General features: G+C 61.7%; 23 protein-coding genes and 2 tRNA genes. 10 read left to right on the top strand and 15 right to left on the bottom strand.

Going from position 1 to position 16,377, the window contains the following annotated elements:
- The 7 genes from RMN95_RS14980 to RMN95_RS14950 form a co-directional block, all read left to right on the top strand.
- Window positions 1–373: hypothetical protein (locus RMN95_RS14980; RefSeq protein WP_309617709.1), on the top strand; the 373-nt coding region annotated here is incomplete at its 5' end.
- Window positions 370–741 carry a hypothetical protein gene (locus tag RMN95_RS14975; RefSeq protein WP_309617708.1) on the top strand — a complete coding sequence of 124 codons (372 nt, stop codon included), beginning with the start codon at window positions 370–372 and terminating at the stop codon, window positions 739–741. The genes RMN95_RS14980 and RMN95_RS14975, both read left to right, overlap by 4 nt.
- The gene (locus tag RMN95_RS14970) at window positions 741–1,064 is read left to right on the top strand and encodes a hypothetical protein (protein WP_309617707.1); all 324 of its coding nucleotides are present in this window, start codon (window positions 741–743) and stop codon (window positions 1,062–1,064) included. Before RMN95_RS14975 ends, RMN95_RS14970 begins: the two co-directional genes overlap by 1 nt.
- Window positions 1,065–1,278: 214 nt before the next feature.
- Window positions 1,279–1,464, top strand: coding sequence for a hypothetical protein (locus RMN95_RS14965; protein WP_309617706.1), 186 nt, complete (start codon window positions 1,279–1,281; stop codon window positions 1,462–1,464).
- A 125-nt stretch (window positions 1,465–1,589) separates the two neighbouring features.
- Entirely contained in the window at window positions 1,590–2,009 is a 420-nt protein-coding gene (locus RMN95_RS14960; RefSeq protein WP_309617705.1) for a hypothetical protein, read from the top strand.
- A 415-nt stretch (window positions 2,010–2,424) separates the two neighbouring features.
- Window positions 2,425–2,781, top strand: a complete 357-nt coding sequence (locus RMN95_RS14955) for a hypothetical protein (protein ID WP_309617704.1) — start codon at window positions 2,425–2,427, stop codon at window positions 2,779–2,781.
- Between the two features lie 466 nt (window positions 2,782–3,247).
- Window positions 3,248–3,910 carry a hypothetical protein gene (locus tag RMN95_RS14950; RefSeq protein WP_309617703.1) on the top strand — a complete coding sequence of 221 codons (663 nt, stop codon included), beginning with the start codon at window positions 3,248–3,250 and terminating at the stop codon, window positions 3,908–3,910.
- 320 nt (window positions 3,911–4,230) lie between these two features.
- On the opposite strand, the gene RMN95_RS14945 is transcribed toward RMN95_RS14950, so the two are convergent.
- The 6 genes from RMN95_RS14945 to RMN95_RS14920 form a co-directional block, all read right to left on the bottom strand.
- Window positions 4,231–4,419, bottom strand: coding sequence for a hypothetical protein (locus RMN95_RS14945; RefSeq protein ID WP_309617702.1), 189 nt, complete (start codon window positions 4,417–4,419; stop codon window positions 4,231–4,233).
- Window positions 4,420–4,829: 410 nt separating this feature from the next.
- The gene (locus RMN95_RS14940; RefSeq protein ID WP_309617701.1) at window positions 4,830–5,159 is read right to left on the bottom strand and encodes a hypothetical protein; all 330 of its coding nucleotides are present in this window, start codon (window positions 5,157–5,159) and stop codon (window positions 4,830–4,832) included.
- On the bottom strand, window positions 5,156–5,467 hold the full coding sequence (locus tag RMN95_RS14935; RefSeq protein ID WP_309617700.1) for a hypothetical protein: 312 nt from the start codon (window positions 5,465–5,467) through the stop codon (window positions 5,156–5,158). Before RMN95_RS14935 ends, RMN95_RS14940 begins: the two co-directional genes overlap by 4 nt.
- A gap of 1 nt (window position 5,468) precedes the next feature.
- On the bottom strand, window positions 5,469–5,765 hold the full coding sequence (locus tag RMN95_RS14930) for a hypothetical protein (protein WP_309617699.1): 297 nt from the start codon (window positions 5,763–5,765) through the stop codon (window positions 5,469–5,471).
- Between the two features lie 98 nt (window positions 5,766–5,863).
- Window positions 5,864–6,733: a hypothetical protein gene (locus tag RMN95_RS14925; RefSeq protein WP_309617698.1), complete on the bottom strand. Its 870-nt coding sequence runs from the start codon at window positions 6,731–6,733 to the stop codon at window positions 5,864–5,866.
- A gap of 13 nt (window positions 6,734–6,746) precedes the next feature.
- Entirely contained in the window at window positions 6,747–7,112 is a 366-nt protein-coding gene (locus RMN95_RS14920; protein WP_309617697.1) for a hypothetical protein, read from the bottom strand.
- A gap of 158 nt (window positions 7,113–7,270) precedes the next feature.
- On the opposite strand from RMN95_RS14920, the gene RMN95_RS14915 reads away from it, so the two are divergent.
- Complete coding sequence (locus RMN95_RS14915) at window positions 7,271–7,690, top strand: hypothetical protein (RefSeq protein ID WP_309617696.1); 420 nt, start codon at window positions 7,271–7,273, stop codon at window positions 7,688–7,690.
- 62 nt (window positions 7,691–7,752) lie between these two features.
- Here RMN95_RS14915 and RMN95_RS14910 read toward each other — a convergent pair whose 3' ends face one another.
- The 6 genes from RMN95_RS14910 to RMN95_RS14885 form a co-directional block, all read right to left on the bottom strand.
- Window positions 7,753–8,526 carry a hypothetical protein gene (locus RMN95_RS14910; RefSeq protein ID WP_309617695.1) on the bottom strand — a complete coding sequence of 258 codons (774 nt, stop codon included), beginning with the start codon at window positions 8,524–8,526 and terminating at the stop codon, window positions 7,753–7,755.
- Complete coding sequence (locus RMN95_RS14905) at window positions 8,526–11,411, bottom strand: phage tail tape measure protein (RefSeq protein ID WP_309617694.1); 2,886 nt, start codon at window positions 11,409–11,411, stop codon at window positions 8,526–8,528. Before RMN95_RS14905 ends, RMN95_RS14910 begins: the two co-directional genes overlap by 1 nt.
- Window positions 11,412–11,416: 5 nt before the next feature.
- Entirely contained in the window at window positions 11,417–11,893 is a 477-nt protein-coding gene (locus RMN95_RS14900) for a hypothetical protein (protein WP_309617693.1), read from the bottom strand.
- Window positions 11,894–12,091: 198 nt separating this feature from the next.
- Window positions 12,092–13,006 carry a hypothetical protein gene (locus RMN95_RS14895; RefSeq protein WP_309617692.1) on the bottom strand — a complete coding sequence of 305 codons (915 nt, stop codon included), beginning with the start codon at window positions 13,004–13,006 and terminating at the stop codon, window positions 12,092–12,094.
- A 48-nt stretch (window positions 13,007–13,054) separates the two neighbouring features.
- Complete coding sequence (locus RMN95_RS14890) at window positions 13,055–13,294, bottom strand: hypothetical protein (RefSeq protein ID WP_309617691.1); 240 nt, start codon at window positions 13,292–13,294, stop codon at window positions 13,055–13,057.
- A gap of 219 nt (window positions 13,295–13,513) precedes the next feature.
- On the bottom strand, window positions 13,514–13,717 hold the full coding sequence (locus RMN95_RS14885) for a hypothetical protein (protein WP_309617690.1): 204 nt from the start codon (window positions 13,715–13,717) through the stop codon (window positions 13,514–13,516).
- A 100-nt stretch (window positions 13,718–13,817) separates the two neighbouring features.
- Between RMN95_RS14885 and RMN95_RS14880 the strand changes: the two genes are divergently transcribed.
- A complete protein-coding gene (locus RMN95_RS14880) occupies window positions 13,818–14,420 on the top strand; it encodes a helix-turn-helix transcriptional regulator (RefSeq protein ID WP_309617689.1) in 603 nt (200 codons plus the stop codon).
- Here RMN95_RS14880 and RMN95_RS14875 read toward each other — a convergent pair.
- Entirely contained in the window at window positions 14,417–14,602 is a 186-nt protein-coding gene (locus tag RMN95_RS14875; protein ID WP_309617688.1) for a hypothetical protein, read from the bottom strand. The genes RMN95_RS14880 and RMN95_RS14875 overlap by 4 nt on opposite strands.
- 129 nt (window positions 14,603–14,731) lie before the next feature.
- On the opposite strand from RMN95_RS14875, the gene RMN95_RS14870 reads away from it, so the two are divergent.
- Window positions 14,732–15,877: a tyrosine-type recombinase/integrase gene (locus RMN95_RS14870; RefSeq protein ID WP_309617687.1), complete on the top strand. Its 1,146-nt coding sequence runs from the start codon at window positions 14,732–14,734 to the stop codon at window positions 15,875–15,877.
- Between the two features lie 25 nt (window positions 15,878–15,902).
- Here the strand turns inward: RMN95_RS14870 and RMN95_RS14865 are convergent.
- Both RMN95_RS14865 and RMN95_RS14860 read right to left on the bottom strand, forming a co-directional pair.
- Window positions 15,903–15,979: transfer RNA gene (locus RMN95_RS14865), tRNA-Met, on the bottom strand.
- Between the two features lie 44 nt (window positions 15,980–16,023).
- Window positions 16,024–16,095: transfer RNA gene (locus tag RMN95_RS14860), tRNA-Thr, on the bottom strand.
- Between the last annotated feature and the right edge of the window lie 282 nt (window positions 16,096–16,377).

Raw genomic sequence — 16,377 nt, 5'->3', positions numbered from 1 at the left:
CGGCCGATCCATCCTTTCTCTCTGGTTGGGCGAATCGATCCGCATCGATTCGGCCGATCACGCCAGAGAGCTCGCCAAGCTCCTCAACCAGGCCGCTCTCGACTTAGAGAAGCAGCAGCTCCGCGAGCAGGGCCTCCGACTGTTCACTGTCGAGTCCTGCGACTCGTTCGAGGTTGGCGAAGAGGCGTACATACTCGAATGCCAAGAATCTGGGGTCGAGGTCGGATTGCGGGCGATGAAGCCCAGTCGATCTCCACATGCCGTCGTAGGCAACGAGTGGGGAGAGTTCGACTACTCGTTCAAATCAATCGCCCGAGCGCGCCTCGTCGCCGTCGACGGATGGACCTCCCAGTTCGTCGAGGTCGCAGCATGAACACCGAGCAGCAGTCCAACCCCTACGAGAAGGAACCGATCATGACGACAGCACCGACGACATCACCCCTTCAGTCCCCCACGATCCTGCGAATTGTCGAGTCTGAGGGGCTCGAGATCAAGGCAGTCGGTGGCGAGCTCGACGGTCAGTATTTCGAGATCGACATGCCGCTTGCGATCAACGCCGTCGAGGCCGGGTGTTGCTCTCAGGTCAGCGTCGCCTGGGACACCTCGCTGCCCGATTGGCAGGTCTATCTCGACACTGCGGTGGACCACACAATCGATGCGGCCTATGCGCGTGACTTCGGCGCCCAGGTTATCCGTGCTGCGGCCCTCGCGGAGCGACTCAACGAGGAGGTGGCGGGCTGATGACTGACCTTGATCGCCCGAGCGACAGCTGCCCGATTGAAGGTTGTGAGGGTTTCGTTGACACGCACAATGAAGGCTCCGTCGAAACGAACCTGCACACGCGGCCGGCGAAGACGCTGCCCGAGCCGACCACCGTCGAGTGGCCGATGTCGATAGATCTAGCCATCAGCGGGGCCACGTTCCCGCTCTGGGCACTGAACGTGGACGTCGACCGCGGTGACGAAGTGACACCGACCCAGGCTGGTCACATGGCCGCGGAGCTTTTCCTGAATGCCGTGTACGTCGCCGAGCTGAATAGGGCGATCACAGAGTCGGGCCGATGACTCACACAGAGGGGTACGCAGATGTGCGCACCCTTGGCAGAATGCAGAGAATGCTCGTCACCAACGAGTCCAGCATTGCCGCCCCACGCCCACGTCAGGCAACCAGCAGCGGCGAGTGCCCGTAGGTAGCATCTGAGTCTGAGCTGCTGCAACGAGGGCTGCACCCCACACTGGGGCGTGGTCCTCGTGCCCTCTCGTGGCCTACATTCTCATCATGGCCAGCACCCCGATGGATCCGCACATGGCCGAAGCTCGCCGCATCCTCACCGTAGGGCTGCGGGAGGCGCGCAAGCTCACCCCGCGCGCTCAGGCTGAAGCGGCGCACTGGGCTGGCGGTCCGTCCGTCGACGAGCTCGAGCGGCGCATCATCGAACGCCGCGCCGGACGCGAGTCGACGTAACGACTGCGATCAATTCACAGCGCCGTTTCCTTCAGAGCTGCGCTCGCTCGCTGATCTATCCGAGATATCGAGCGCAGACCGTAGCCGACTGCCGAGAGCAACCCTGGCGCTATGCTCTAGCCATCATGAAACTGACGCTTACTCTTATCCTCGTATCCAGTTCGGCGCTCCTCCTCGCTGGCTGCGCGGCAGCGACACCTGAGACGGTTACACCCGAGACGATCACGCCCGCCGAAGGACTCACCTATGGATCTGTCGAGGATCTCCGAGAGGCGTTTGAGTCGGCCGGCGGCGAGTGCGACGGCTGGGTCCAATCCAACCAGGTCAAGGCTGCGGCTGAATCGGGAGCGTGCGGCACGAAAGCAGTGCTGTCCACCTTCGCCAGCGAATCGGACCGGGACGACAGTGCGAGCACCCTCAAAATGCTCATGGCAGATGTCGGCGGGGTTGAACTCTTGGTCGGGGCCAACTGGATCATCAACTCAGACGGTGTGAGCGAATTACAGGAAACCCTGGGCGGGACGATCATAAACAGCAAGCAGTAACCATCTCGTCGGGCCGCGACCACATAGCCGTTGGGCCGCGACAACGAGACGGGTCTGCTCAGTCCGCAGACCCCTCGCCGGACGAAGAGCAAGGGATTCCACAAAGTGGAAACCCCAGGCAGCTCGGAGGCGTCACAAATGGTCGGTCCGCCGGCGCGCTCGCTAAACGCTCACAGTCGCGCGGCGCCGCTTCCGATGGCCTAAGTGCTAATGAGGTCATCGTTGCGGCCCTCCTCGCCCAATCGAGCCCAGGTCTGTCACGTGCGCGTCTGCATGCGCCTGTACGACAACCCGCCACAAACCCCGAGGATGTAGATTCACTCCCTCTCATCGGCGCACGAAACTGATGCATCCGGCGGGCCAGCGATCATCTCCGTAGACATCGGTGGGAGACTCGAAGTGGGAGGGAGAGTGAATGCCAAGAACAGTGCCCATCGATCCCAAGCTGCGTGAGCAGATCGGTGACGACATCGCCGTCGGCTTCGGCCGCAACGACATCGCCAGGCGCCACAGCGTCTCCCCCGGGCTCGTGTCCAAAATCGCCAGAGAACGCGGCCTCGGCTTCCGGAACGCCTGGATGGCCGGAGACGCAGTCAAAGCCCGCCAGATCGACCTGTGGGCCGCACGCGCAGAACGTGAAGACGAACTCCTCAACCAGTACCTCGCACTACCCACGACAACTAATCGGAACGGGCGCCCCACCCGAGAGGAACAACGCCTCTCATACGCGCTCTACAACGTCAACCGCCACCACAACGGCACCTACCGCTAACAAACGCGGATGATGACCACCCTGTCGAACGTTCGACACGGTCAACCCCTCAGAATCCCCGGAATCCACCGGAAGAGGCAAGTGAATGAGTTGGCCTAGTCACGCCTATGCGTGCGCGCGCGGGTGTGCGCGCGTGTACGACATTTTCGAGCCTCCGTTCTGTCGCGAGTGTCGAGTCGCAGATGAATTCGATCAGGTGCCGACCACGAATCGTAAATCGAGGAGCGCAGCAGCTCGGCTGCCAGGACGCCGCGGTCGAACAAACGAGGAAACGTCGAGGGATCCGGCTGATTACGCAGGAAAACATCGACCGATCCCTATGATCAGTCGAGTGACTTGGATGAGAATCGTGGCTTGGGCTCGCGCTGGTGCGGCCATTTGGGCTGGGCTTATTGCGGCACTATTCGTGCTGCAGTCAGTTGATGTCCTTCCTGCTGCGCCGAAGGTGGAAGCCTGGGTGTGGGGTATGAGCCTCGCCATTATTGCTGTCGACAACGTCGGCACACTGATTTCCCGCCGCATTCACACTCGAAGATCTGAACGAGGACGCCAGCTTGAGCGAGCGGCAATGAGCCTTGCGATCCTCGTAGCTCGCTCGTGGGCCGATGTCAGATTCGAACACCTTGGGGTCAGCGTCTTTGTAGAGACCCGGTGGAGCAAGATCCGGCGATTATCGGGATCTGAGGTTCGCCTTAGGAGAGTCAGCCGATTTAGGCCTGCGGAGTTTCCTCAGCAATCGGGAATCTCTTGGTCGGGAGAAAAGGGAGCCGTTGGCGAATGTTGGCGGACTAAGAAGCACAGCTATGTCAATTGGCAGGCTGTAGCGAAAAAATGGGGAGACCTAGATCTCACCGAAGAGGACTTCGAGAAAATCGCGATCAAAACGCGAGCCGGCTTCAGCCGAACCGATTTCTCGGCGATCGCGGGGAAGTATTCTGAAGTGCATGCGGAGCCGATTTGGCACGGCAAGAAAGAGCGCGAACTGCTGGGCGTGCTTTCCATTGACAGGGTCTTCTCAGCCGAGGATGATCCCTTTATAAGCCGACTGGACAGTCAGGGAACACGCGAAGCTGCAGCAGGTGCAGCGTCAGCCGCTGCCGCTATTCTGAGGCCAATTAATGAGTCGTGATTTGATTCGGGGTGAATTGCATGACTGAACTGACTAAGCAACAGGAAGAATACTTCCGCGTTCTCAGATCTTTGGATTCGGGCGCCACAATGAACAGGGTGATTGAAGATGCGAAAGACGATCTACGTCACTCCGGGGACAGGGTGATCCGAGGAGTTTCTCGGGTTCGAGGCTTCACTGTAGATAAGAACTCGTCAACGAACTAATCCGCTACTGCTGCATCGGCATCGCGCACCGCCCGGAGTGACGCGCCCTCGATCCAAGGATGGATCGACTGTGTGTCCGTCAGGGTCGCCCGTACCATGATCAGGATGACGGCCTTACCGCACCCGGTAGACCTCCACCAAGCTGACGTCACCTTCAGCGGCGTCAAGGGCCCCCAGCTCGGTATTGTTGACCCAATGCTGGATAGACAGTCTCTCCGAGCCCGCTGGGAGCTCGCCGCGACGGATCAGCTTGCCCAAAGCGTTGATGTTCCCGCGATAGAGATACACGAATTCGGTGGGCATCGATCACCTCTCCACAACCGGCGCGGCTAGAAGTTGCTCGATTATGGCGCCGCCCGGGCTTCCGGGCTGCCAGCACCCGCCGGGACAGGTGAGGGACTCTAGTCGAGACGCGGTTCCATCCCTGCCGACTTCACGGTAGACCGCGTCACCCTCACCCTGACAAACCACACAAGTGACGCGCTTCGAGAACGTAACCAAGTTCCACCATCCTTAGTGCCGGGCGATCCGGGGTGTGTTGAACGGTATCGCAGAGCGGGGTGGAAATTGAGCGCATACTCTTGGTGGCATCGTCGCGGGGAGGTAGGGGGCGTCCATACTGTGGACACCTCCTCCAGTGTCAGTGCGTCAGGAACGCTTTGGGGACGCGCCTAAATTGACGCTGACCGGCTCCTCCGACGAGTGTCTTGGAGTTAGTGCTCACGGAACCGGAGGTACCTCTTCACATCCATGCGGATCAGGCTCGGGTTGCGGGGCCGGCTGCCGGGCCTGAAGCCGTATTTGTACCGGAGGTTGGACTGCTCACGCTTGCGGGCCTTCAGGCGGGCGCTGAGCGCTTCCTGCCGCCGCACGATGTACTCGCTGTAGGGCAGGCGCCGGGCGACTAGGGTGACCATGGCGGCCTCCCACGCTGCGTCTTCTGCACGGTCGACGTCAAGTGATTCGATCTGCGCGGCGAGGTTGGCCAGCTCCTCCCAGGCGTTCAGGTCTGCGCGCATCGGCCAGTGCGTGCGCTCTGTCATAACCGCTTCGCGGCGTTCCCGCGAGCGATCTCTTCATTGGCCTCGCGCTCGAGGAACTTCGGGAGGGAGTTATCTCGTTTCGCCTTCGAAATCGCGCGCGATGATCGCTTCCCGAACTCCATGAAGAGAGCGTGTAATGCAAGTTTCTGGGCTGGCTCGTCGAGATTCACGTCATTCTTGATCTTGGTCTTTTCCTCGGCGTACCAATTAGTCAGTATCCCGGCGGAATCGAGTTCTGATTGTCGTCGTGCTGCCTTCGCGCGTTTCTCGATTGAGGTGCCGTATTGCATCCGGGGCCCGAGTGGCATGTCAGTGGTCCCTGGCCGAGCGTTCTCGTTCCACCTCGGCTCGGATGATGCGCATAAGCACCTTCCCCGGGGCGTTGTCCCTTTTCGCTTTCGCTTTGCCGCGCCGCATCCGCTGACCCATCTCCATCAGTATGGCTCGAGTGGCTGCTGCTTTCGCGTCGTCGTCCAGGTCGGTGATGGCAAGTTTCGCGGTTTCGTCCCGATACCACTGCATAGGTTCGGTGAGCGCTTTGTTCACTGCGGTCTTGCGTGCGCGTCGTGCTGCCCTGATCGGGTCCGCGTCGTGTGGTGTGTTCATGATGCTCCTGCCTTGGGTTGGGTCGGCCGGGACCGTGTCAATCCCGGCCGACGGGTGATGCTGCGGTGGCGTGCCCCATACCCGCCACCGCAGCAGCTCTATACGTCCGCTTCGACCGGTACCGGCTGGGCGCCGATGTCGAACGTCGCACGCTTGATCTGAATCTGTGCCATGGTGAGGGTCTCGCCCAGGCGGCTAGGAGACGAGCCATTGGCCTCCTCGACGCCGTAGAGTGCCTGGATGGTCCCCAGTGCCACCTCACGGGCGCTATGGGCGTCGGCGAGGGCCTGCAGAGCGTCGCGAGCGGGCCCTTCCGGCGCTGCCGCAATCACTCGATGCTCGATCTGGCGTTTGATTCCCTCAAGCGATGACGGGACCTCGTGCTGATCGAACCTGGAACGGCTCGCCGCCTCATGCCCTGGTGCGAATCGCTCCACCGCCAGCAGCCCATCATGGTCGAGAGTGGGGATGATCTCATCCCAGCCTTTGCCTTTGTCGAGCTGCGGTTGAATCAACCGAGCCCACGACTGATCGGTGCGCACCGCCTGCGCGACGTTCTCAGGATCGAACTTCGGCCAGAACGGTTCCGCTGCCTTCTCTGCCGCCTTGAACGACTGATCGATATGCGGGGACAGAGCCTCGATGCGAGCGCTCACCGCACCGAACACAGCCGCCCTGCGGTCACTGCGGGCGTCCGCGAGGCCCTCAGGGGTGAGGCTGTCATCCTTGAAGTTTGACGCCTGCTCCAGCGCTCTGGCGATCCCTGCGGTGGTCTCGTACAGGCCCGTGACAACCGCTCGGATCCGTCCCGGGTTGTCCGTCGCTACGAGCGCCGGCTCGCTCGTGTATTTGCCCAGGTGGAAGCTGGCCTCGCCGATCTGTCTGCTGATGCGTTGCTGGGCAAGCGCGGCTTTGTGCGCTTCAGTGAGGGTCTCGGTGAAGTGGCCGTCGGCTGTGTATGGGGGCATGATGTTCTCCGGGTCAGAAGGTGGCGATGAGGGCCGCGGCCTGGGCGCGCGTGCCGATGGTTTGGACAGCGGCGACGAGAGTCTTCACCGCAGTGACCGCTGTTGTCTCCGGACCGGTGAGGCCGGTGAGCCCTTCGAGCGTTCGCATGGCGGCGAATGCTGCTGTCCGGTATTGCAGAGCTCGCTGGGATGCGAGGTTCGAGTTCAATGCGGCCAGTCCGCCGGGCTCGCGAAACGGGTCGGTCATGTCGGACACGAAGTCGAAGTTGGGGTTCGCCTGCCTGTTGCGGGCGATCTTCCCCAGGTCGGCTTCCATGTCGCGTACGTGATCCTGCAGGGTTGCGAGGGCCACGGTGGCCTTCTCTGTGATGGTGGGCATTAGATCTCCTTGGGTGTGCGCCGCGCTGGTGCGACTTCCGGCAGCCCGCCGGCGAGGTAAGTGGTCAAGCCATCCGCACAGCGTTGCTGAACGCTTCCTCTTGCGAGGTGCTGATCTAGGGGTTTTAATTCCCGGTGGTTCGGCGTACAGTGACGCGCATGAACATCAAAGGGATCATCGGCATCACCGCCGCGAGCATCGTTCTCGCCGGATCCATCACGGTCGGCGCTGTGGCTCTCGCGGCACCCAGCGGTGAGACCGTCCCGAAGCCTGCCGCCGTCGTCAACGAGGGCGAGAAGTTCCCCACACCGACCGCGACACCGACTGCCGCGCCTATCGTTGCTCCTGTTGCGGAACCCGCGCCCGTGGTGGAAGCACCCGCGCCCGCTCCGGTCGTGGAAGAGGTTGCGCCCGAGCCCGTCGGCCCTGACCTGTGCCCCGCCGGAACTCGCTCGAACGGGAGCGACGGTTACAACGACCTGAGTTGCATTCCGGCGGTCTGTGACACCATTCGCGGAATTCCCGACCCCGCATATCCAGAGTGTGACTACTTCTACCCGCCGTCTTACTACCGCTAGCTCGCATGATGAAAAGGTGATGGCTTCACCCCCGAGAGTGCGGGGCCGGGTCGCAGTCGAGATCATCTCGGCAGCCCTTCACTGAGCCGTGTGATGCGATCTGAGAGGACGTCGATCTGTTTCTGTTGTGACCTGACCACCTCGAGCAACGCGACTGCTGAGAAGGTCACGTAGTCGATCGAGCGGGGTGTGCCGTCCTCGTTGTGCTCGACGAAACACGACAGCCCGTTGTCGATGAGATCCTCGGCCAGCATCCCCAGCTCGTTCGGCACAACATGGTCAGGGTCGTGGCCCTCGGTCGTGGGATCGTCACGGAGTGCGATCTGCCCTCGGTACTGGTAAGCCCGGGGCGTGCAGGCGAGCACCTGGGCTGCGGTGAACGGGAGCTTCTCGGTGATGTTGGCTTTCGCTTCGCGAGTGGATGGTGCGAAGCCATAGAGCCCGGTGTTGCCACCGGTGTACAACTGCCACACGTTTTGGCGCAGTCCGGCGATCAGTGACACGTCTGTCGACGCGGCGCCTGGTGAAGCGAGGGAGCCCCCGAAGGTGCCCGACGATCCGGATACCGGTCCGGTCGCAGCTACCGGACCGGTGACGTTCACGCTCCCGGTGACGTTCACATTCCCGCCAGTAGAGAACCCACCCGACAGGTAAGCGTTCGTCTCCAAAGCGACACGCGAGCTCAACGTCACTAGGGCCTGCTTCACCTGGTCCGCAAGCGAGAGGATCGACGTACCTGTCGGCTGCTGCAACGTCCGCAACTGATCCTCAATCTGGGCGAGCCGGTCCACGAGTCGCTCGATCCACCGATCGCTTGATGGCGTGATTCCGGCCATTAGATCGCTCCGTTCAGTTCGTCGTTGATGACACCGCGGATGAAGCCAGTGAGCCCACCGCCGAGGTCGAGGGTCCCCTCGATGCGCATGGGGGCTTTGCGGCCACCCATGATCTGCGCATCCGTTGGGGTGCTCCTACCGCCGCCAGCGAACGACTGGGCGCCTTTGGGCACCAACTGGTAGCCGAACTCATCGGCAGCCTCAGCGAGCACCCGTGTGGACCGTGGACGCTTCGCGGGGGAAGCGGGGATGTACCACTCGCCGCCGGTCTCAGGCTCAGCCCACACCCGCATGGCGCCCGCCCTGGCGAACTGTGCGACGTGATTCTCGCGGCCACCATTGGCGTAAAAGTTGACCTTCCCACCATCCGCCTGCCGGATCCCGGAACCGAGCTTCGGTGAACCAGTACCCGTCAACGTGACAGTGTCACCCCACCGCGCCACGAACGCGGCAAGGTCAGCGTCAGCCTGCGCGGTATCGGCCCGCACCTTCCACTCAGTCTCTGAGGGGATCGCAAGGATCTTGTCAGCGAGAGTCTGCGCCGCATCGCCGGTGATACCCAGTTCCGCGATCCGATCAAGCAGCGCCTGACGGGATGACTCCAGGGATGCCTTGTACTCCTGGTAACCGCCGCCGGCGTCGATGATGGCTGTGCCTGAGTCGAGGGCAGCTTTCGCGATGGCATCGAGGGCGGCTTCGTTGTTGCGCCCCGCCTCGGTGGTGGTGTCGAGGGTCTGCCCGTTCTCGATCAGCGCCGCGTCGAAGCTGTCGTATGCCTCCTCGAGCTGACGGGCAGCATCACGAGCGTCAAGGTTGACACCGTTCTGCTTATCGAGCTGCTTCGCGAGATCTTGCAGGGATGTGGTGACCGCGTTCACGGCCTCCTCGGTTGACCCGTACGACGTTGTCACCTCTTCGTTCGAGTCGACCGTGCCAGCGTCAGCTTCCTCCTTCTGCTGGGCAATCCGGATCGCCTCTTCAATGGAAGAGGACTCACCACGGACAGCCTCGGCGACCCTGTTAGCTGACGCCTCCGCGAGCACACCATTGCCCAGGCCGTAAGCATCTTCCTTCTGCGAGAGAGTCATCCCCTGGATTTCAAGAAGCTTCTTCTGGACGACTTTCAGAGCATCCGAGTTGCCGGTCGCCGCATCTGTCACAGTGTCGAGGGACAGCCCAATCTTCTTAGCGGCATCGAACGCGGAATCCGCGCCAGTCTCCAGCCCCAAGAAGGTGCCCTTGAGGGCCAGGTTCTCCTTGGCCATGTCGCGGGTGCTCTGGGTGATTTTCCCTGTGACCTTATCGATCGTGTCGCCGTACGCCTGAGTTTTCGCCGCGGCGTTTGCGTTGGCGCTGGCCACGAGACTCAGGACAGCGATGATGGCCGTGATGGCCACGATCGCCACGCCGCCCTTGAGCGCAACATCACCCAGAGTCGTCTTCAAAGTTACAAGCGCCTCCTTGAATGCTGCGATCTTCGGGATAGCGAGGAAGATCGTCCCCGTGAGCAGCAGCACCGCCGCCGTGCCGACACCCAACGCAAGAGCTGTGCCCTGCACTGCGGGGTCGAGGTCGCCGTAGAAGTCGATCAGACCCGTGACCAGCTGCACCATTTCGCGCAGCGCCAAGTTCGCCGTCGACCCGGTCTTCACCAGAGCGGAATCGAGCGCCCCGCCCAGCTTCTCCGTGTCCCCCGCGAGGTTGTCCTGCTTGTCCGCTGCCAGGCGTGCCGCGAAACCGAGGTCGTCAACCTCGGCGGTCATCTTGTTGACGCCCTCGGCGCCTTCCTTGTAGAGGATGTTCGCAACGGTCAGAGCCTCGTTGCCGAAGATTTTCCCGAGAGCGTTCGCCCGCTCCGCATCGGTGAGGCCCTCGAACCTGGTCTTCAACTGCTCGGCGATGCCGGAGAAGCCGACAGACTTCCCCGCCGCGTCGAACACGTTGATGCCGTACTCTTTCATCGTCTTCGACGCTAAAGAGGAGGGGCTTTGCAGCGACGACAGCACAGACCGTAGCCCGGTGCCTGCCTTCTCGCCCAGCACACCATTCTTGGCCAGCAGGGCGATGACGCCGACGGTCTCCTCGAGGGGAATCTTCGCCTGCGCGGATTGGACACCGATGTAGTCCAGGGCGAGGGCCGCATCATCGACGGAGCCCTGAGCCTTACCCGCGGCGGCGGCGAGCAGGTCGGCGACGTGTGACGCCTCCGAACCTTTCAGGCCGAACACCTGCAGGGTCGTCGCGGCGATCTCCGCCGCGCGCGCAACCTCAAGCTCGCCAGCAGCAGCCAACGCGAGGGAACCTTTCAGCCCACCGCTGAGGATCGTCGAAACACCGAGGCCGGACTTCGCGAGCTCGTTCTGTGCATCAGCGGATTCGCGTGCCGAGAACACCGTCGACGCGCCAGCATCCAACGACGCGGCGGCGAGATTCTTCTGCTCCACGGCGGTCGCCTGCGTCGTGGCCCGCACGTTCGACATGCCCTGATCGAAGTCTGAGAACGAGGCAACCGACATGGCCACAGCCACAGCGACAGCGGCACCGATACCCAGGAATGCGGTACCGACCTGTGTGCGGGCAGCCCACGCCTCCGCAGCCAGACGCCTGGTCTCGTCCGCGAGGCGCTTCGCCTTCGTCGCCGCAGCATCAACTTTCTGACCAGCAGTCTGAGCTTTCTCGCCCAGGTCCTTCGTGCCAGCGGCGGCATCCTTCGCCTGCTTGCCGGTCTTATCGGACTCATCCCCGAGCTTGCCAACCTTCGGCGCGGCCGCAGCCGAGCTCGTACCAAGCTTCTCGACAGCCCTCTCAGCCTCGGTCAGTTCCCTCTTGAATACTTCCTGACCCACTGTCTGGAGTCGGAACGCTATCGCGCCTGCTTCGAACATAGCTACTAGCAATCTCCGGCATCAGATGTGCCGGGGGTGGGGTCGGCCGTACCGACGTCATTGGTTGCGGGATCGGATGAGTCCGCGACAGCAGTGGGGACGGTGATCGACATCATCCGCGTCCAGGTGACGAACTTTTGAAACTGGGCGAGCGAGGCGGTCATCTGAAATGTCGGGCATTCTGCCGAGAACCACTGCACCCAAATTTCGTTCACGTGCAGCACGAGCTCACGGCAGTAGGCGACCGACTGCGAGCGCGCCCTGATCGCGACGAGTAGCCCGATGGGGTCCCCGGAAGAGGTCGTCATCGCGGCCACGAGCCCGACCACCTCTTTGCGGAAAAGCTCCAGGTCGACGATGGCCAGTTCGCCGTCGTCTTCTTCGATAGTTCGCCGTCGTCTTCTTCGATAGTCGCGAAGCTGCTGTCGTTGTTCATTGGGGATCTCCGGTCTCGAGCAGGCTGTCGCGGTCACAGCGGTCACACGGCAGCGATCCGTACACGAAGTAGCCGTCGTGAAGCGGGCAGGGTGACAACAGACGCGGTGAGGTGGAAGGGGGTACTCGCTCAGTGAGTACCCCGTCGGCGCCGGCAGCGGCCGTACAGGCGGCACAGCGCGGGGGGAAGGCCTCGCCCACATGCGAGTCACACCGAACGCCAAGGTCGATCTCTGCAGTCAGCATCAGAAGCTCGCCCCCTCGGGAAGCAGAGCGGCAATCTCTCCCTGACGTTCGCACGCTGCACACGGCCTCGGGTAGCCGTCGTGCCGCTCGCACATTCGAGCTACCTCTACGAGCGGCGACAACGCTCGAGCGGTCGCGAAACGTTGAGCCGCTTCGGCCGCTTCCGCCGAATCGTACCCAGCCGAATCCTTCAGCGGGGACGGCGGAATGACCTCGTCGAGGTATCTGGAATCGCGAAGCCAACCACCCGGAAGCTTCAGGAAGTTCTTGTCATCACCGGCATGCAGCAGCGCGTACGCCCTGGTGCCATCGAGGATCGTCTTCGCCGCTGTTGTCTTCCGCGCGATCCTGTAAGCCTTCGCAGCATCGGCTTTACTTTGCTTGCGTGGGTATGCCACCCAGAACTCATCGAACTCGGCATCGAGATCGTCACGTGCAGCCTCGTGCTGCACACTCTTTTCAAGGGACTGGGACAGGGACGGGGTAAGGCGAACATTTTCCGAACTTCGGGAATCGTTCGGCGCTTGTTCTTCCGAACGTTCCGATGTTGTTCTAGGTTCGTTCGCCCGAACATCTGCTGACGCGACACCCTTTTTCTTGGCGCGCACTTCTCTCATCCGAGCCTGCGATGCAGCTCGCTCGGCTTCAACGGCGATCTTCAGCGGCTGGTAATCGGGCCAGTCCCAGAATGTGTAACCGTCATCGTTGACTATCCACAGCTTCGCTGCGACGAGCTCGGCGGCGACGTCGTTGTTGCCACCCAGACGAACAATCGCGCCCATGGTCACCTCGCCGTCGGTGAGGTACTTGGCGCACCAACTGCCGGCCAGGGTCCACAGGCCCACGGCGCCCAGGCTCAGTTCTACTACTTTGGGGTGACCGTGGAATCCGTCATCAACCTTAAACCACGGCATAGGTCGCCCTCGTTTGTTCGACAGGTAGCCTGCGGGAGGTCGAGGCCATCAGGTGATCACCACCCGAGGGCTAACGGGCTGGTCCAACAGGTCGGTCGCGTCGAGGATCATTCTGGCGAGATCGATACCTTCGGCCTTCGTCAAGCCCATGAAGGTTGCGTGCGGGACCTCGATAACGATCAGTTCCACAGTGGGCTCGCCCTCGGTGTGGAACGTGGTCACGCCGATGGTTACCGGCTCATTCGGGCCGCACGTAACCGACAAGCTGCCCGCCGTGCCGACGGCCACTTAGATTGCCCCTTTCGGGTCGCTGCGCTGTGCACGGTAACGAGCATTCTCGGCCCGCAAGCTCGTGATGTATCTCGTTAGGAGCAACCCGGTCACCGGGTCTCGATCCCGCAGTTCGTCCAGCGCCTCGGCGACCTGAATTGCGTGCCGCTTGTGATTAGTGTGAGTTACAAGTTCGTCGTTCGTCATCGTGGCTCCCGGCCTCGCTCGTGCGCTGCGCTAGGCCGACAGGTTTTCTCGAGTGCTCGTCCGCTCTTTGGACTCAAGGTGAGCCTCGATCACGCTCAGGCGGTAGATAACCTTCCGAGGGGTGACCTTGATGAATGGGATCGAATCGCCCCGGAACCGCATCTGGTTCAGGAGGCCTTCGGTCATGCCGGGGATGATCTCGCACACCTCGCGAGGGCTGAGGTACTTCTCCACAATAATCCAATCTGTAGGGCGTTAGGACTCCTTTCTATACTAATCCAATAGTTCGTGCAACTCCAATGCAATTTAGATTGTTTTTCAGTATGATTCGCTTATGGATAGTACGAGCGAGTCGTTTATAGCGTCCGATGAAGCCTTCGCTGAAGCCTTCAGGAGGGCCCGCATCGCACGCGGCCTAACTCAAGACTTTGTTGCCGCCCTGATGACCGATCACGGTTTCAAATGGACGCAGGCCACCGTCTACAAAGTCGAGAAGGGTGACCGTAAGGTCTCAGTCGCCGAGGCCGTCTCCCTTGCTTCGATGGTCAACACGCCTGTCGAGACGCTCGCTGACCCGGATCCGAAGTCACCACGGCGCCTTCGAACGGAACTCGAGCGATCGGCGAAAACCTATTTAGATCAGGTCCAGATCATGCGCTGGGACTCCGCCGTTGCTACATGGGAACATCAATCCTTTGTTCTAGCGATTCGTGCATACGATGAAGCAACCTCGGGCGATCACGCAGAGGGTGAGATGGTGCCGACCGCTGAAGAATCGTTCGCGCCTCTGATCAATTTCGGAGCGCCACAGGATTATGAGAATGCCTGGAACCGGCTGGTCCAGGATGAGTCGGCAGTGAAGCTCTTCCGAGAATTTGGCGTTGAGATAGAAGAACGTGCGTCCCGTCCTGGGGCCGATGAGATCGGTCGTGATTAGGACCTTGCTCGCCTCGTGCTCTCGACCCACTCAATCACTTCATGCTCGACGTACAGGACGGTCTTCGCCGTGGGCTTCCTGAACGGCGGGCCGGAGCCGTCAAATCGAAGTTGGGCCAGTTGTCCGCGACTGACGCCGGGGAGCATCACGACAACCTGGTCGGGCGTGAGGTACACGGGCATGGGATCTCTTCCATCAGAACGACCGAGCCGAGCCCGGGCGGCCACGGTTCGTGGCTGCACTGAGGGACATGCGGCGACTTCTGCCGCATGTCCATCTCACGAGGCTCGACGAGCTAAGAGGAGAATCTAATGGGCAGTGTCAGCAGCTACGAGATCGCAGACGGCCGTCGGTACCGCGTCAAATATCGAGACCCGGACCGCAAGTCACGGCAGAAAGACGGGTTTACACGCAAGCGTGACGCCGAGGACTATCTCGCGAACATCACCGTCTCAACGAACCGTGGCGAGTACGTCGACCCCAAGACCGCACGCGTCACCGTTCGTGAGCTCGGTACCGATTGGATCGGGAACCGATCACATATGAAGCCATCATCATTCGCAGCGGTCGAGTCGGCCTGGCGCATACACGTCGAACCGTTCTGGGGGGACCGGCGACTCGGTGACATCCTGTTCTCCGAGGTCCAATCGTGGGTCGCGAGGCTATCGGCCGGTGACGCGAAGCAACGGTCCGCCACAGTCGTGATCCGCGCCTACGGTGTGCTCGCGGCGATCCTCGACGTCGCGGTGCGAGACCGCCGCATCACCTCCAACCCAGCTAGAGGCGTCAAGCTCCCAAGGAAGACTCGAAAAAAGCGCGCTTACCTAACTGGGGCTCAGGTCGAACTGCTCGTGACGCACTGCATCGACCACACCACGCTCGTTTACACACTTGCCTATACGGGCGTTCGGTGGGGCGAGGCTATCGGCCTCAGGGTCTCGTCGCTGGACATGCTTCGACGACGCATGCTCATTCAGGAGAACGCAGTGCACATCGGCCGGACGGTGATTGTCGGCACTCCGAAGACACACGAGAATCGCAGCGTGCCCTTCCCAAAGTTTCTTGCCGAGCACCTCGCCAAGTCCTGCGAAGGGAAGCGAAGAGACCAACTCGTGTTCGGTGCGGGCGATGTGCACATGGTGAAGACATCGAGCGACACTGGGTGGTTCGTAAGGGCCGTGAGGAAGTGCCAGGCCGTCGACGGTGACTTCCCGTTCATCACCCCGCACGACCTTCGTCACACTGCTGCGAGCATGGCGATTAGCGCCGGGGCCAACCCAAAAGCGGTTCAGCGAATGCTCGGTCACGCGTCTGCGGCGATGACTCTGGACACCTACGCGGATCTGTTTGAAGACGACTTGGACGCCGTTTCAAACCGTCTCGACGCTGTTCGCACTGAAACAGTTGTGGGGGTTTCGTGGGATGTGACTGCCCCGGTGAAACAAATAGCCCCGTAAACACGCGGAATACGGGGCCTTATCGTGGTAGCTGAGGCGGGATTCGAACCCGCGACCTCACGATTATGAGTCGTGCGCTCTCACCAACTGAGCTACTCAGCCATCCGGCGCCAAAGCTTGCGACCCTGCCGAAGCTCCCAACACCGAGCCCCCTGTGGGAATCGGACCCACTACCTCTTCCTTACCAAGGAAGTGCTCTACCAATGAGCTAAGGGGGCGTGACCTGATGATCACACCAACTGCGCCTATCCAACCACCTCGATTGCGCGGCGCTGCAAACAGCACAGCGCCGTCTGGCACCGTAAGAGACTAGCATCCGTTCGAGCCACGATTAACACGCCGGAGCGCACGTTACGGCGTGAGTTCACGCGCCGTTCCCGTCGCCGCGAAGTCGGGCAGCGCGACGCCGGGCAGCGCGAACGCACTGAACGACGGACCGCTTCCCCACAGGCGGATACCGGCCCCGCCGCGTTCGACCGTCGCGTTCCCATAGAGCGACC

Origin of the sequence: Salinibacterium sp., from assembly GCF_031364185.1 — a bacterium.
Lineage (GTDB): Bacteria > Actinomycetota > Actinomycetes > Actinomycetales > Microbacteriaceae > Rhodoglobus.
The sequence above is the reverse complement of the archived record's forward strand: the minus strand, read 5'-3'. Positions and strand labels throughout refer to the sequence as shown.